13 protein-coding genes are annotated in these 15,147 nt (G+C 62.5%); 3 read left to right on the top strand and 10 right to left on the bottom strand.

Annotated features, from left to right (window positions below; translation table 11 throughout):
* Positions 1-13: 13 nt before the first annotated feature.
* Complete coding sequence (rlmKL, locus tag LK03_RS12760; RefSeq protein ID WP_038412756.1) at positions 14-2,218, bottom strand: bifunctional 23S rRNA (guanine(2069)-N(7))-methyltransferase RlmK/23S rRNA (guanine(2445)-N(2))-methyltransferase RlmL; 2,205 nt, start codon at positions 2,216-2,218, stop codon at positions 14-16.
* Between the two features lie 550 nt (positions 2,219-2,768).
* Here rlmKL and rmf point away from each other — a divergent pair.
* A complete protein-coding gene (gene rmf, locus LK03_RS12755; protein ID WP_038412755.1) occupies positions 2,769-2,984 on the top strand; it encodes a ribosome modulation factor in 216 nt (71 codons plus the stop codon).
* A gap of 96 nt (positions 2,985-3,080) precedes the next feature.
* On the opposite strand, the gene LK03_RS12750 is transcribed toward rmf, so the two are convergent.
* The 9 genes from LK03_RS12750 to ppsA all read right to left on the bottom strand — a co-directional run bounded on the left by LK03_RS12750 (position 3,081) and on the right by ppsA (position 12,382).
* A complete protein-coding gene (locus tag LK03_RS12750) occupies positions 3,081-4,106 on the bottom strand; it encodes a quinone-dependent dihydroorotate dehydrogenase (protein ID WP_038412754.1) in 1,026 nt (341 codons plus the stop codon).
* A gap of 180 nt (positions 4,107-4,286) precedes the next feature.
* On the bottom strand, positions 4,287-5,327 hold the full coding sequence (locus LK03_RS12745) for an OmpA family protein (protein WP_038412753.1): 1,041 nt from the start codon (positions 5,325-5,327) through the stop codon (positions 4,287-4,289).
* 115 nt (positions 5,328-5,442) lie between these two features.
* Positions 5,443-6,009 (bottom strand): RNA polymerase sigma factor SigX, encoded by a 567-nt coding sequence (gene sigX / locus LK03_RS12740; RefSeq protein ID WP_033727558.1) that lies wholly within the window; start codon positions 6,007-6,009, stop codon positions 5,443-5,445.
* Positions 6,010-6,122: 113 nt separating this feature from the next.
* Positions 6,123-6,947: a mechanosensitive ion channel family protein gene (locus LK03_RS12735; protein ID WP_038412752.1), complete on the bottom strand. Its 825-nt coding sequence runs from the start codon at positions 6,945-6,947 to the stop codon at positions 6,123-6,125.
* Positions 6,948-6,949: 2 nt separating this feature from the next.
* Entirely contained in the window at positions 6,950-7,201 is a 252-nt protein-coding gene (locus LK03_RS12730; RefSeq protein WP_038412751.1) for a hypothetical protein, read from the bottom strand.
* 87 nt (positions 7,202-7,288) lie between these two features.
* On the bottom strand, positions 7,289-8,284 hold the full coding sequence (locus tag LK03_RS12725) for a CorA family divalent cation transporter (RefSeq protein WP_038412750.1): 996 nt from the start codon (positions 8,282-8,284) through the stop codon (positions 7,289-7,291).
* A 27-nt stretch (positions 8,285-8,311) separates the two neighbouring features.
* Positions 8,312-8,803, bottom strand: a complete 492-nt coding sequence (gene rraA, locus LK03_RS12720) for a ribonuclease E activity regulator RraA (protein ID WP_038412749.1) — start codon at positions 8,801-8,803, stop codon at positions 8,312-8,314.
* A gap of 57 nt (positions 8,804-8,860) precedes the next feature.
* Positions 8,861-9,868 carry an alpha/beta fold hydrolase gene (locus tag LK03_RS12715; protein ID WP_038414708.1) on the bottom strand — a complete coding sequence of 336 codons (1,008 nt, stop codon included), beginning with the start codon at positions 9,866-9,868 and terminating at the stop codon, positions 8,861-8,863.
* Between the two features lie 138 nt (positions 9,869-10,006).
* Entirely contained in the window at positions 10,007-12,382 is a 2,376-nt protein-coding gene (ppsA, locus tag LK03_RS12710) for a phosphoenolpyruvate synthase (RefSeq protein WP_038412748.1), read from the bottom strand.
* A gap of 179 nt (positions 12,383-12,561) precedes the next feature.
* On the opposite strand from ppsA, the gene ppsR reads away from it, so the two are divergent.
* Complete coding sequence (ppsR, locus tag LK03_RS12705; RefSeq protein WP_028694484.1) at positions 12,562-13,380, top strand: posphoenolpyruvate synthetase regulatory kinase/phosphorylase PpsR; 819 nt, start codon at positions 12,562-12,564, stop codon at positions 13,378-13,380.
* Positions 13,381-13,546: 166 nt separating this feature from the next.
* Complete coding sequence (locus LK03_RS12700) at positions 13,547-15,112, top strand: methyl-accepting chemotaxis protein (protein WP_038412747.1); 1,566 nt, start codon at positions 13,547-13,549, stop codon at positions 15,110-15,112.
* Positions 15,113-15,147 lie beyond the last annotated feature (35 nt).

Raw genomic sequence — 15,147 nt, 5'->3', positions numbered from 1 at the left:
TGAAGCGAGCGACTCAGCGCAGGGTGATGCGCCAGGCGCAGTGGATGCGGTTGTTGCGGGCGAAGTCCGGGTCAAGCGTCTGCGCAGTGATCTCTTCCACGGCATAGCGCTGGCTCAGGTGCTCGTCGAGCTGGAACTTGCGGAAGTTGTTGGAGAAATACAGCACGCCGCCCGGCGCCAGGCGGGCCATGGCCAGGTCGAGCAGCTCGACATGGTCGCGCTGGACATCGAACACCCCTTCCATGCGCTTGGAGTTCGAGAAAGTCGGCGGGTCGATGAAGATCAGGTCATAGCTGTCGCTGGCCGCCTGCAACCAGGCCATGACGTCGCCCTGCTCCAGACGGTTGCGCTCGGAAAAGCCATTGAGCGCCAGGTTGCGCCGGGCCCAGTCGAGGTAGGTCTTGGACAGGTCGACGCTGGTGGTGCTGCGCGCGCCACCTTTGGCCGCATGCACCGAGGCGGTGGCGGTGTAGCAGAACAGATTGAGGAAGCGTTTGCCGGCCGCCTCGCGCTGAATGCGCATGCGCATCGGCCGGTGATCGAGGAACAGGCCCGTGTCGAGGTAGTCGGTGAGATTGACCAGCAGCTTGACGCCGCCTTCGCTGACTTCCTGGAAGCGCCCCTCAGTGGCCTGACGCTCATACTGGCGCGTGCCGCTCTGCCGCTCGCGGCGCTTGAGCACCACTTGCTGCGGGGCAACGCCGAGCACCTGGGGGATCGCTGCCAGCGCATCGAGCAGACGGCTCTGGGCCTTTTCCGGGTCGATGGAGCGCGGCGCAGCGTACTCCTGCACATGTACCCACTCCTGGTACACATCCACCGCCAGGGCGTACTCGGGCATGTCGGCATCGTACACGCGGTAGCAGCCGATCTGCTCACGGCGCGCCCATTTGCCCAACTGCTTGAGGTTCTTCTGCAAGCGGTTGGCGAACATCTGCGCGCCTTCAGAGAGGCGCGCCGCTTCAGCAGGCATGGCCTGCGGCTGCTGGACCTGTTCGGCATCAGCACCGACCGTGCTGCCGGCCGCGCGGCGCTCGCCGGTGACGAAGTGATCGGAAGTCAGCTTGAACAGCAACAGCTTGCACGGCAGCGCGCCGTTCCAGAACGCGTACTGCTTGTGGCTGCGAATGCCCATGCGCTTGCCCAGCTCCGGGGCGCCAGTGAACACCGCCGCCTCCCAGCCCATGCAGGCCTGGCGCAGACGCTCGCCGAGGTTCTGGTAGAGGTACAGCAGGCTGGCCTCGTCACCCAGACGCTCGCCATATGGCGGGTTGCTGATGACCAGGCCCTTCTGGTTCTGGTCGGGACGCGGCTCGAAGGTGCCCACCTCGCCCTGGTAGATCTTCACCCAGTCGCTCAGGCCCGCGCGCTCGACGTTGTTGCGCCCCGGCTGAATCAGCCGCGGGTCAGCCTCATAGCCGCGAATCCACAGCGGCGGCCTAGCCAGGCCGGCGTCGGCACGGGCCTGGGCTTCATCATGCAGCTTGCGCCACAGCGCCGGCACATGGCCCAGCCAGGCGCTGAAGCCCCAGCGCTCGCGCTTGAGGTTGGGGGCGATATCGGCTGCGATCATCGCCGCTTCGACGAGGAAGGTGCCGACCCCGCACATCGGGTCAGCCAGCGCCCCGCCTTCAGCGGCGATGCGCGGCCAGCCGGCGCGAATCAGCACTGCCGCAGCGAGGTTTTCCTTGAGTGGCGCGGCGCCTTGCTGCAGGCGGTAGCCACGCTGGTGCAGGCTGTGCCCCGAGAGGTCGAGCGAGACGATGGCCTCACCACGGTCCAGGCGCAGGTGCACGCGCAGATCGGGGTTGAGCTTGTCAATCGAGGGGCGCAGGCCCTCGCGGTTGCGCAGCCGGTCGACGATGGCATCCTTGACCTTCAGCGCGCCGAAGTGGGTGTTGTCGATGCCCGAACCATGGCCGCTGAACTCCACCGCCAGGGTGCCGTCGGCTGCAAGGTGGTCCTGCCAGTCGATGTCGTGCACGCCGTGGTAGAGGTCTTCGGCGTTGCTCATCGAGAAGCGCGCCAGCACCAGCAGCACACGGTTGGCCAGGCGCGACCACAGGCACAGGCGGTAGGCGGTTTCCATATCGGCCGCGCCGCGAATGGCCGAGGTGTGTTCACGCACCTCGGTCAATCCCAGTTGGCGGGCCTCCTCGGCCAGCAGGCCTTCGAGGCCCTTGGGGCAGGTGAGGTAGAGTTCGATACGGTCCGACATGAGTAATCCAGTGCCTGATGGCTAAGTTGATGGCGTTCGACCTTGGGTCCCCGCCGCGGTTATCAAGCACGCTTTTCAGGGAGCGTGCAATGCGCCTGCCGGTTACCAGGCGGGCGCCAGGGCCACCCGAGCGAACAGCTTCGCCCAAGGCAAAGCGTATTTGATCGTCAGGCAGCATGAAAAATTCGTTCTACAGCGGTCGTGCATGACCCTTCGTCGAATCGACGCACATTAGACCATGGACGTACAACGCAATGGCCTAGAGATTCCAAATGCCTCTAAGCCCCTGATGATGCCGGGCTTTGCCGAAGATGAGGCTGAGTCGCATTTCTTTACTTATCCCCTCACCTTCGGAAAGGTTACCTTCTTATGACAAATCGATCATTCACACACCCGGCACGTTTGGTTAGAACTGACCTCAGGCCGCTTCGCAACGAAGTGGCACTTTCAGCTCGCCACGCCGGCAGCGAGCGCAAACCGGCAGAACGATTCTGCCCGACCTCAGTGAGGTCGACGGGACATTACAGTCAACAAGTGAGGGCAACACCCTATGAGAAGACTAAAGCGTGATCCGTTGGAAAGAGCATTTTCACGTGGTTATCAGTATGGCGTGACCGGCAAATCGCGCGAACTCTGCCCCTTCAGCCTGCCCTCGGTGCGTCAGGCCTGGATCAATGGTTGGCGGGAGGGTCGTGGCGACAACTGGGACGGCATGACCGGTACCGCGGGTATTCATAGACTCAACGAAAATCACGCCGTTGGCTGAACGAGGACTTTGAATTCGAGTCATCCTATGCGCCCTCTACGGGCGTCGGGCCAAGGCCCAAGGCCCCCGTCAGGGGGCCTTTTTTTTGCCTGCGACTCAGCCGCGCTTGAGCGCAGCGATGGCATCGACCGCCTCGCGAATCAACGCAGGACCCTTGTAGATGAATCCGGAATAAATCTGCACCAGGCTCGCCCCCGCTTCGATCTTCTGCGCAGCATGACGACCCTCGGTGATCCCTCCGGCTGCGATGATCGGCATCTTGCCGCCCAGCTCGCCGGCCAGCACCCTCACCGTGTGCGTGCTCTTCTCCAGTACCGGCGCGCCGGACAACCCACCCGCCTCCCCCGCATACGGCAAGCCTTCGACGCCCTCACGGCTCAAGGTGGTGTTGGTGGCGATCACCGCATCCATCCCCGAGGCCAGCAGCGCGCTGGCCACCAGTGCGGTTTCCTCGTCGTTCATGTCAGGGGCGATCTTGATCGCCAGCGGCACACGCTTGCCGTGCTCAAGAGCCAACTGCTCACGCCGCACTGCCAGAGCGTCGAGCAGTTGCTTGAGCTGATCGCCGAACTGCAACGTGCGCAACCCCGGCGTGTTCGGCGAACTGACGTTGACGGTGATGTAGCTGGCGTGGGCGTAGACCTTCTCCAGGCAGATCAGGTAGTCATCCTGGGCACGCTCCACCGGCGTGTCGAAGTTCTTGCCGATGTTGATGCCCAGAATGCCGCGATAGTTGGCCGCCTGCACCCGCCCCAGCAAATGATCGACGCCGAGGTTGTTGAAGCCCATGCGGTTGATGATGGCAGTGGCCTCAGGCAGACGGAAGAGGCGCGGCTTGGGATTGCCCGGCTGCGGGCGCGGGGTCACCGTGCCGATCTCGACGAAACCGAAGCCCAGCTGGGCGAAGCCATCGATGGCAGCGCCGTTCTTGTCCAGACCTGCAGCGAGCCCGACGGGGTTGGCGAAGTTCAGCCCCATCACCGTCACTGGCGCTGCCGAAGGACGCTTGCACAGCAGGCTGTTGAGCCCCAGGCGGCCGCCGGCACCGATCAGGTCCAGGGACAGGTCATGGGAGGTTTCCGGAGACAGTTTGAACAGCAGCTGGCGGGCCAGGTTATACATGGGCAGGCAAGACTCGAGGGGCGTGGGGTGGCGATTATAGCCAGCCCTTCGGCGCAACGACAGTTCAGTCGATGCGATCATGTCGCTGAGCGGACGCACGCATGGTTCAACCGGCGCCACCAAATCCCAGGCAAAGAAAAACCCGGCCGAAGCCGGGTTTTTCATGAAGCGTCAGACCAATTACTTGGCTTGGGCTTCTACTTGAGCTTCAACGCGACGGTTGATAGCGCGACCTTCTTCGGTGGCGTTATCGGCAACCGGACGGGACTCGCCGTAGCCAACCGAATCAACACGGCTGGATTCCACGCCGTACTGCTGGGTCAGTACTTGCTTGACAGCGTTGGCACGACGCTCGGAGAGCTTCTGGTTGTAAGCGTCTGGACCGACGGAGTCAGTGTGACCTTCCACGGTGGTGGTGGTCTGTGGGTACTGCTTCATGAAGTCAGCCAGGTTCTTGATGTCGCCGTAGCTATTAGGCTTGACGACCGACTTGTCGAAGTCGAACTTGACGTCCAGCTCAACGCGAACGACTTCGGCAACAGCCGGGCAGCCATCAGCGTCAACGGTAACGTTGGCTGGGGTGTCTGGGCACTTGTCGACGTTGTCGCAGACGCCGTCGTTATCGCTGTCGGTGCAGACGTCAGCAACGGGTGCTGGGGTCGGAGCGACTTCCTGCGATTTCGGGCTGCCACCGAAGTTCAGACCAACGCCAACGCTCGGTGCCCACTCGGTGTCACCTTGGTCGATGTTGTACTGAGCTTCAACGCCTGCACGGGCGTAGAACATGTCGGTGATGTACCACTTGGCACCAGCGCCCAGGTTGGCGAAGGTGGAGTGGTTACGACCGCCGCGGAAGCTCTGGCCGATCGACTGGTGAGAGAAACCAGCCGATACGTACGGACGGATAGCGTCGTACGGGTTGTTGAAGTGGTAAACGGCGTCCAGGGCGGTGTTAGAGCCCTTGATGTTCTTGCCGTCGTCGCCACGGGCGTTGTGCACTTCGTCGTAGCCCAGACGCAGTTCAACGTCGTCGGTCAGGAAGTAACCGATCGAACCACCGAACAGGTTGCCGTCGTTTTTGAAGTCACGCTGGCTGTCGAAGTATTCTTTTTTGTAGAAGATCTCGGTTTCAACAGCGCCCTGGCCTTGAGCCATGACACCAACCGAGGTAGCTGCGATGAGCGAGCCAATGGCCAAGCCCAAGGTATTTTTCAGTTTCATCCGTTAAATCCCCATCTGATGGTAGTTAAGCAGTCCCGCCACCATCCGGGTGGGGGCACAACTCGACGGCAAGTCTAGCAGAACTCACCGGCTGGTTAGAGGTATTTGCCATCGACTAAGTTTCAGCCAGACCCGCAAATTTTTCCCTCAATTTATCGAGTGCGCGCTTGTACCGCATTTTCGTTGCGCTCAGCCCCATGTGCATGATGTCAGCGATCTCCTGAAACTCCAGCTCTGCGACAAAACGCAGCACCAGGATTTCCCGATCAATCGGGTTGACATGCACCAGCCACTTATCCAGTCCGCCTTTTTCTTCTGGCTGCGGCGCCTTGTCTTCGGTGGCCTCTTCGACCGGGTCGAGACTCAGGGCATCCATCAGCCGTCGTTTGCGTCGCTCCTTGCGATACTGGGTAATGCACTCGTTGTAGGTGATGCTGTAGAGCCAGGTCTTGAACTTCGATTTCCCCTCGAAATTCTTCAACCCGTACAGCACCTTCAGCATCACTTCCTGACAGACATCATCCGCGTCACGGTCGTTCCCCAAATAACGCGCACACACGTTGAACAGGGTGCGCTGGTAACGCCGCATGAGCTCTTCATAGGCGCGGGTGACGTGGAAAAGCTCCTCATGCGAGCGCGCCACCAACTCTTCGTCCGTGAGTTCGCGGGGGTCATAGCGCATGGGCAGCGAATGGACTTTATTCAAAACGCATCTGGCCGACAGTCAGGTCAATGTCGCCGCTCGGCCCCCAGGGCCCTTTTCAGCGGCGGCATACATTAACAGCTTTTCCCCGATTAGCGGCGGGTGACGCGCTGTTCGAGCAGTTGCCGGTTGGACAGCGACACCAGCTCACCGTCGTCGGTCAGCAGCGTCGTCTTGACCGTGCCGATCTCCTCGATCAACCCTTCTACCTCGCCGATCTGCACGCTCTGACCGACCTGAAACAGCTCACGCACGTAGATACCGGCAAGAATCTGCCCCGCGATTTCCCGACTGCCCAGCCCCATCGCCAGGGCAATCGCCAGACCAACGGTAATCAGACCGATGACGATGACATGGTTGAGCAGGTCGGTCTTGACCTCCAGCTGGCTGATCGCCACCGAAATGGCAATGATGATCACCAGGCCCTGGACGATGCGTCCGACGCCCGCCGCGTACTCCAGGCCGATGCCCTCGGCGGCGCCGCGGACCAGGCCATTGGCCAACTGCGCCAGGAGCACGCCGGCAAGCAGCACCAGTGCCGCGCCGAACACTTTGGGCAGGTACAGGGCGAGCATGTCGAGGGTTGCCGAAACCCGCTCCAGGCCAAGCGACTCGGCGGCCGATACGAGGAAGATCAACAGCACGAACCAGTAGACGATCTTGCCGATCAGGGTCGAGACCGGCACCTGAATGCCGACCCGGTTGAACATCTTGGTCAGGCCGGTACCGCTCATCAGGCGGTCCAGGCCAAGCTTGGCGAGCAGTTTCGAAAGCAAGGTGTCGAGCAGCTTGGCCACCACGAAACCGAGCAGTACCACCACCAGCGCACCGAACAGGTTCGGGATGAAGTTCGCCACTTTAGTCCACAGGGCGGTCATTGCAGTGACCAGGCTCTGGGTCCAGAGATCGAGTTCCATAATCAGTCAGCCTTATCAGCTTTGCTGCCACCGGCAGCGGTGCGACGCACCGGCGCAACGTGCGCCGAGCCATTGTTGAGGGCGACCATCAGCGCCTGGCCACAGCGGCCGAGCAAGGTGAACAGGTCGCCGGCGCCAACCTGGCGGTTGGCCGTCTTGAGTACGCGTCCCAGGCAAGCAGCGTCATCACGGTCGTGGCCGGACGGCGAAGCCTTGAGCAGGTCGCGCAGAGATTCTTCAAACGGATCGTGCATGGGCACCTCGCGCAATGTCAGTCAGAGACGAGGCCGTAGCGCCACAGGTCACAAACCCTACACCCCGAGCGGCACCCCTCACCTGCCTCATACCCAGCGCAAACGCCGGAACAGCCACCACTGGCCAAGCGCCAGGGCAAGCACCACAAGGCTGGCGAAGATGAAGCCATTGGGGCTTTGCGACCACGGGATACCGCCGACGTTAATGCCCAACAAGCCGGTGACGAAGCTCATCGGCAGGAAGATGCAGGTGATGATTCCCAGGCGATACATGGTGCGGTTCATCCGCTCGTCGCGCTTGCGGTCCTCGCTTTCCAGCAGCAGCGCCGCCCGTTCACGTGCCAGTTCAAGCTCTTCGAGGTAGCGAATCAGGCTGTTGTTGAGTTCGTTCCAGTAGTCGGCATCGCGCTCGGCGAACCAGCTCCACTTGTGCCGCGAAAGCTGCGCATAGATGTCGCGCTGCGGGGCCAGAAATCGCCGCAGTGCCGCGGCGCGGCGGCGTATCAGTTGCAGGCTGCCCTGGGCCGGGGCGTGGCGATCGTCAGCCTCGACTTGCTCTTCTTCCAGGTCGACCTCTTCGGTCAGCTCGGTGACCAGCGCCTGGACCTTCTCGGTGAGCAGCTCGCCCATCACCACCAGCAGCTCGGAGGCGGTCTTCGGCCCCCGCCCTTCAGCCAGTTGCTGAAGGATTTCGTCGCTGGCGCGCAGGGGACGCAGGCGCAGGGAAATGACCCGCTGCGCTTGGGCGAAGATGCGCACCGACACCATGTCCTCGGGTTCAGCACCCGGGTTGAGGTTCACTCCGCGCAAGAACAGCAATAGCTGTTCATTGGCCAGTGGCAACAGCCGGGGTCGGGTATTTTCTTCCAGCAGCAGCTCGCAGGCGAACTCGCTCAGGCCGCTGTCACGCAACAGCCAGGTGCGCGTCTGCGGGTGACTGCGATCCCAATGCAACCACAGACTCTGCTCGGGTTGCAGTTGCAGGTCGCTCAGTTCGGTACGGGCGACCGCGCGACCGCCACCGTTACCGTCGAGCAGCAGGGCATGCACCAGCCCCCACTGCGCGTTGTCTTGCTCGAACATTGAAGCTCCATCAGCGCCGCTGGCGCGTCACTCGGGCATGGCCAGGCATTGCGTCGAAACGATCACGCCATTGTTGTCGGCATACAGGTACTCGCCTGGCCGGAAAGTCACGCCAGCGAAGCTGACCACCACGTTCAGTTGGCCCTCGCCGCGCTTATCGGTCTTGAGCGGGTGACTGGCCAGTGCCTGCACGCCGACGTCGATCTGGATCAGAGCGTCGACATCACGCACGCAACCGTAGATCAGCAGCCCTTCCCAACCATTCTTCGCGGCTTTCTCGGCAAGCATGTCACCCAGCAGTGCACGGCGCAGCGAACCACCGCCATCGACCACCAGCACCTTGCCGCTGCCGTCTAGCTCGACCTGCTCGCGCACCAGTGAGTTGTCTTCGAAACACTTGAGGGTGACGATCTCCCCGCCGAAGGAATCACGGCCACCGAAGTTGCTGAACATCGGCTCGAGCACGTGGATGTGTTCGGGGTTGGCATCGCACAGGTCGGGGGTGAGGTAGTGCTGCATGGCGAACTCCTGTCAGTCGTGACCAAAGGTAAGTTGTTGCAGTAGCGGGGGCCAAGGCTACACCGCCGAGGGCACCTCGGTCACCCGCGACGCATCAACCTGCTCAGCGCCTGGCAGCGGCGCGAACGGCTGTTCGAGCCAATGCCGAACCAAGGGCCAGACCGCGGTTTGTGCCGCCTTGCTCACCAGCATGTCGACATGGCCGAAGGCCTGACTGCCCGGAGCCTGGCCCAGGCACAGGTACTGCTTGTGTACGCTGCCGACCTGCTCGAACAGTGCACGACATGCCCAAGGCGGATCCTGCCGATCGGCTGCGCCGGACACCGCCAGCACCGGCACCTGGACATTCGCCAGGCCTTGCCACCAGTCGTTGCCTTTCTCGCCGAAGCGGCCGAACAGGCCCTGCCAGCGCAACGCTTCGAAGACCAGGCTCATGGGCTCGTCCTCGGGTCCGCGCTTCAGGCGCGTTCCGCAGACATGGGAAAATCGCTTGAGCAGCAGACGCAAGGCCCATACCAGCGGCGGAATCTTCAGCGGCCAGCGACGGCGGCTCACCTGGGTGCCGAAAAACGCTGCGCTGGCCACGTGGGTGGCATCCAGGTAACCGCCGCCCAAGGCGGCCGCCAGGGTGATGCCGCCCAGCGAATGACCCAGCCAGTGCGGCGCCTGGCCGGTCTGCTCCATGACGAACGCGGCGATCAGCGGCAGATCCTCAGCGGCATAGTCGGCCACGCGGTTGCGCGCCCAGCGCCGGTTGCGCGGCGACAGGCCATGACCACGCATCTCTGGAATCCACACATCGAACCCGGCGCGAGCGAGAAACGCCCCAAGGCCGATGCCCTTGGGCGAGAACCAGAAGCGGCGGTTGGAAAAGCTGCCATGCAGCAGGATCACCGGGACACCCTGGGCGTTGGGCTGTTCGACCTTGCCCAGGCGCGTCAACGCAAGTTCCACGCTGGGGTCGGAGCGATTACCGGCCTTGATGCGGTAGACATCTTCACTGAGGTCGCCGCGCCGCTCGGCACTGAGCAAGGCGACGGGAAAGAGAGCACTGCTGCTTTGCATGGAATCTGGCGCACGAAAAAACGGCGAGTATAAATGCACACGCGGGCGCTGCCCAATGCCAATCAAGCCGGCATCGGGCGGCGCCCGCGCATGCATCGCGATGATCCGCTGCGGCCAGCGCCGCAACGGCTGTCGGCATCAGCCGGCGACTTGCTCTTCGGCGAGGAAGAACCAGGTTTCCAGCACCGAGTCAGGGTTGAGCGAAACGCTCTCGATGCCCTGCTCCATCAGCCACTTGGCCAGATCGGGGTGGTCGGATGGGCCCTGACCACAGATGCCGATGTACTTGCCGGCCTTGTTGCAGGCGGCGATGGCATTGGCCAGCAGCTTCTTGACCGCAGGATTACGCTCGTCGAACAGGTGGGCGATGATCCCGGAGTCGCGGTCCAGGCCCAGGGTCAGCTGAGTCAGGTCGTTGGAGCCGATGGAGAAGCCGTCGAAGTATTCGAGGAATTCCTCGGCCAGAATGGCGTTGGACGGCAGCTCGCACATCATGATGACGCGCAGGCCGTTGTCACCCCGGGCCAGGCCGTTTTCGGCCAGCAGATCGACCACCTGGCTGGCCTCGCCCAAGGTGCGCACGAACGGCACCATGATCTCGACGTTGGTCAGGCCCATGACGTTGCGCACGTGCTTGAGCGCGCGGCACTCCAGCTCGAAGCAGTCACGGAACGACTCGCTGATGTAGCGCGACGCGCCGCGGAAGCCCAGCATCGGGTTTTCTTCTTCCGGCTCGTACAGCTTGCCGCCGATGAGGTTGGCGTATTCGTTGGACTTGAAGTCCGACAGCCGCACGATGACCTTTTTCGGGTAGAACGCCGCGGCCAGGGTACTGATGCCCTCGACCAGCTTGTCGACGTAGAAGCTGACCGGGTCGGCATAGCCGGCCACGCGCTTGTCGACGCTGTCCTTGAGCTCGGGCGGCAGACCGGCGTAGTTGAGCAGCGCCTTGGGGTGCACGCCGATCATGCGGTTGATGATGAATTCCAGACGCGCCAGGCCTACCCCTTCGTTGGGTAGCTGGGCGAAGTCGAACGCGCGGTCGGGGTTACCGACGTTCATCATGATCTTGAACGGCAGCTCGGGCATGGCGTCGACCGAGTTCTGCTTGACGTCGAAGCCCAGCTCACCCTCGAAAATGAAGCCGGTGTCACCCTCGGCGCACGAGACGGTCACGCCCTGGCCATCCTTGAGCAACTGGGTGGCGTTACCGCAACCGACCACGGCCGGAATACCCAGTTCGCGGGCGATGATCGCCGCGTGGCAGGTGCGTCCGCCACGGTTGGTGACGATGGCGCTGGCGCGCTTCATCACCGGCTCCCAGTCCGGGTCGGTCATGTCCGAGACCAGTACGTCGCCAGGCTGGACCTTGTCCATTTCCGACACGTCGTTGATCACCCGGACCTTGCCGGCGCCGATGCGCTGACCGATCGCCCGGCCTTCGACCAGCACGGTGCCTTTTTCCTTGAGCAGGTAGCGCTCCATGACATTGGCGCTGGCCCGGCTCTTGACCGTCTCGGGACGCGCCTGAACGATGTACAGCTTGCCGTCGTCACCGTCCTTGGCCCACTCGATGTCCATCGGACGCTGGTAGTGCTTCTCGATGATCATCGCCTGCTTGGCCAGCTCGGCGACTTCCTCGTTGCTCAGGCAGAAGCGCGCGCGCTCGGCGCGGTCGACGTCGACGGTCTTCACCGAACGGCCGGCCTTGGCTTCCTCGCCGTAGATCATCTTGATCGCCTTGCTGCCCAGGTTACGCCGCAGGATCGCCGGACGCCCGGCCTCCAGGGTCTGCTTGTGCACGTAGAACTCGTCCGGGTTGACCGCCCCCTGAACCACGGTTTCACCCAGGCCGTAGGCGCCGGTGATGAACACCACATCGCGGAAGCCCGACTCGGTATCGAGGGTGAACATGACCCCGGCGGTACCGGTTTCCGAACGGACCATGCGCTGCACACCGGCCGACAGGGCGACCAGCTTGTGGTCGAAGCCCTGGTGCACGCGATAGGCGATGGCGCGGTCGTTGAACAGCGATGCGAACACTTCCTTGGCGGCGCGGATGACGTTGTCGACGCCGCGGATGTTGAGGAAGGTTTCCTGCTGACCGGCGAACGAGGCGTCTGGCAAGTCTTCGGCGGTGGCCGACGAGCGCACGGCGACTGCCATGTTGTCGTTACCGGCGGCCATGCTGGCGAAGGCAGTGCGGATTTCCGCGTCCAGGCGCGGGGGGAATTCTGCATCCATGACCCACTGGCGAATCTGTGCGCCGGTGTGCGTCAGGGCTGCGATGTCATCGACATCCAGGGCGTCGAGTGCGGCATGGATGCGATCGTTCAGGCCACTTTGCTCAAGAAAATCGCGGTACGCCTGGGCCGTAGTGGCAAAGCCGCCCGGCACCGAAACGCCAGCGCCGGCAAGGTTGCTGATCATCTCGCCCAGGGAAGCGTTCTTGCCCCCTACGTGCTCTACATCATGGACGCCGAGCTTATCGAGGGAAACTACGTACTCTACCAAGGTGATCTCTCCACTAACTGTGTTGGGAAAAGCTCAAAGAGGCGCCGCCGACCGATGCTGGCCGGACCGGACGCTTGTGGCCTGGACGTGCAAATTGAGTAAGAATGCCGGACATCGTGTTCGGCAAACCGAACCTATCATATCCAGAAACATTCAGCAGCTTAAGGCCCAAGGCGCACATGAAACGAACCGCGTTCTTCATCTCCGACGGTACCGGGATCACGGCCGAAACACTCGGGCAAAGCCTGCTGGCTCAGTTCGATACTACCCCGTTCAACAAATTTACCCGTCCTTATATCGACACTGCCGACAAAGCCCGCGCCATGGTTGCGCAAATCAACCTGGCGGCGGAACGTGATGGCGTGCGGCCAATCATCTTCGACACCATCGTCAATCAGGACATCCGCGAGATACTCGCCACCTCCAATGGCTTCATGATCGACATCTTCTCCTCGTTCCTTTCCCCGCTGGAGCAGGAACTGATGGCCAGTTCCTCCTATTCGGTGGGCAAGTCGCACTCCATCGGCGGCAACTCCAACTACATGGAGCGCATCGAGGCGGTGAACTTCGCCCTGGACAACGACGACGGCGCCCGTACCCATTATTACGACAAGGCCGACCTGATCCTGGTGGGCGTCTCGCGCTGTGGCAAAACCCCGACCTGCCTGTATATGGCCATGCAATTCGGTATTCGCGCAGCCAACTACCCATTCACCGAAGACGACATGGAGCGCCTGCAACTGCCTGCCGTGCTGCGCAAGCACCAGAGCAAACTGTTCGGCCTGACCATCGACCCCGACCGCCTTACCGCGATTCGCCATGAACGCAAGCCCAACAGCCGCTACTCGAGCTTTGCCCAATGCGAGTTCGAAGTACGCGAGGTCGAAGGCCTGTTCCGTCGCGAGAACATCGCCCACATCAACTCCACACATTTCTCGGTGGAAGAAATCGCCGCGAAGATCCTTGTCGAGAAAGGCGTCGAACGGCGCTTCAAGTAACCCTAAGGGCGCAGGCTCGCGCGCCGTTGGCTGAGAGCGACGGCGTAGCACGCGGTTACGACATATCCATGACAGACCCGACCTCGGGGCAAAAAAAACCTCAACAAAAACGCCAGCGTGCCGATAGTTCAAAAAACCTTGCGACTATCTTCGGACACCTGCCGCCATGCGTAACAACCAACCGATCACTCAGAGAGAACGGACTTTCCCTGCCCAGCAGCGGTTGATCTCCACCACCAACGTGAAGGGCGTGATCAGCTACTGCAACGACGCCTTCGTCGAGATCAGCGGCTTCGAGCGTGACGCCCTGATTGGCTCGCCGCACAACCTGGTGCGCCACCCCGACGTGCCTGAAGCGGTATTCGCCCACATGTGGCAGACCCTCAAGCAAGGCCTGCCGTGGATGGGCATCGTCAAGAACCGTTGCCAGAACGGCGATCACTACTGGGTCAACGCCTACGTCACGCCGATATTCGACAATAACCAAGTGGTAGGCTACGAATCGGTGCGGGTCAAACCGACTGCCGAGCAAGTGCGTCGCGCCGAAGCGCTGTACCAACGGCTGAACCAAGGCAAGTCGGCCGTTCCGCGCCGCGACAAATGGCTGCCGGTGGCGCAAGACTGGCTGCCATTCATTCTGGTCAGCCAGATTGGCTTCGTCATCGGCAGTTATTTCGGCCACGGCGCAGGCTTCGCCCTGGCGGCGGGACTGTCGGTGCCGCTGGGCCTGATTGGCCTGAGCTGGCAGCAGCGCGGGCTCAAGCGCCTGCTACGCCTGGCCGAACAGACCACTTCCGACCCGCTGATCGCGCAGATGTACACCGACAGCCGTGGTGTCCAGGCACGCCTGGAAATGGCCATGCTCAGCCAGGATGCGCGGATGAAGACCTGCCTGACGCGTCTGCAGGACAGCGCCGAGCACCTCAGCGAGCAGGCCAGGCAGTCCGACAGCCTGGCCCATCAGAGCTCGGCAGGTCTTGAGCGGCAGCGCGTGGAAACCGAGCAGGTTGCGGCGGCAGTCAACCAGATGGCGGCAACCACCCAGGAAGTCGCCAGCCACGTGCAGCGCACCGCCGACGCCACCCAGCAAGCCAATCGCCTGACCAGCGAAGGTCGCACCATCGCCGGAGAAACCCGCGACGCCATCGAACGGCTGTCCAGCGCGGTCGGTGACACCGGGCGCACGGTGACGCAACTGGCCAAGGACAGCGATGAAATCGGCGGCGTGGTCGATGTCATCAAGGGTATCGCCGACCAGACCAACCTGCTGGCGCTCAACGCAGCCATCGAGGCGGCCCGCGCCGGAGAAATGGGCCGTGGCTTTGCCGTGGTGGCCGATGAGGTTCGTCAACTGGCGCAGCGTACCGCCGAATCCACCGGGCAGATCCACACCTTGATCGCCAAGTTGCAGCAGACCGCCAACAACGCCGTGCAAACGATGGAAACCGGCCATCGCCAAGCCCAGGAAGGTGTCGAGTGGGTGATGCAGGCTGACCAGGCGCTGGTCGGCATCAGCGATGCCGTGGCCAATATCACCGACATGACCACGCAGATCGCAGCGGCCACCGAAGAACAGAGCGCGGTGGCCGACGAGATCAGCCGCAACATCAGCACCATCGCCGACCTGGCCGACCAGACCTCCGGACAGGCGCAGCGCTCGGCGCTGCTCAGCGAGGAACTGACCAGCACCGCGGGCACGCAATACTCACTGGTCGAGCGCTTCAACCGCTGACCCATCCAAGGCCCTGGCGCAATGCCGGAGCCAAC

The sequence above is a fragment of the Pseudomonas cremoricolorata genome (genome assembly GCF_000759535.1).
GTDB lineage: Bacteria > Pseudomonadota > Gammaproteobacteria > Pseudomonadales > Pseudomonadaceae > Aquipseudomonas > Aquipseudomonas cremoricolorata_A.
This window is presented reverse-complemented; position numbering and strand designations above follow the sequence as displayed.

Coding starts and splice junctions, on each gene's coding strand:
- rlmKL (WP_038412756.1), bottom strand. CDS start 2,218: ATGTCGGACCGTATCGAACTCTACCTCACCTGCCCCAAGGGCCTCGAA.
- rmf (WP_038412755.1), top strand. CDS start 2,769: ATGAGAAGACTAAAGCGTGATCCGTTGGAAAGAGCATTTTCACGTGGT.
- LK03_RS12750 (WP_038412754.1), bottom strand. CDS start 4,106: ATGTATAACCTGGCCCGCCAGCTGCTGTTCAAACTGTCTCCGGAAACC.
- LK03_RS12745 (WP_038412753.1), bottom strand. CDS start 5,327: ATGAAACTGAAAAATACCTTGGGCTTGGCCATTGGCTCGCTCATCGCA.
- sigX (WP_033727558.1), bottom strand. CDS start 6,009: ATGCGCTATGACCCCCGCGAACTCACGGACGAAGAGTTGGTGGCGCGC.
- LK03_RS12735 (WP_038412752.1), bottom strand. CDS start 6,947: ATGGAACTCGATCTCTGGACCCAGAGCCTGGTCACTGCAATGACCGCC.
- LK03_RS12730 (WP_038412751.1), bottom strand. CDS start 7,201: ATGCACGATCCGTTTGAAGAATCTCTGCGCGACCTGCTCAAGGCTTCG.
- LK03_RS12725 (WP_038412750.1), bottom strand. CDS start 8,284: ATGTTCGAGCAAGACAACGCGCAGTGGGGGCTGGTGCATGCCCTGCTG.
- rraA (WP_038412749.1), bottom strand. CDS start 8,803: ATGCAGCACTACCTCACCCCCGACCTGTGCGATGCCAACCCCGAACAC.
- LK03_RS12715 (WP_038414708.1), bottom strand. CDS start 9,868: ATGCAAAGCAGCAGTGCTCTCTTTCCCGTCGCCTTGCTCAGTGCCGAG.
- ppsR (WP_028694484.1), top strand. CDS start 12,562: ATGAAACGAACCGCGTTCTTCATCTCCGACGGTACCGGGATCACGGCC.
- LK03_RS12700 (WP_038412747.1), top strand. CDS start 13,547: ATGCGTAACAACCAACCGATCACTCAGAGAGAACGGACTTTCCCTGCC.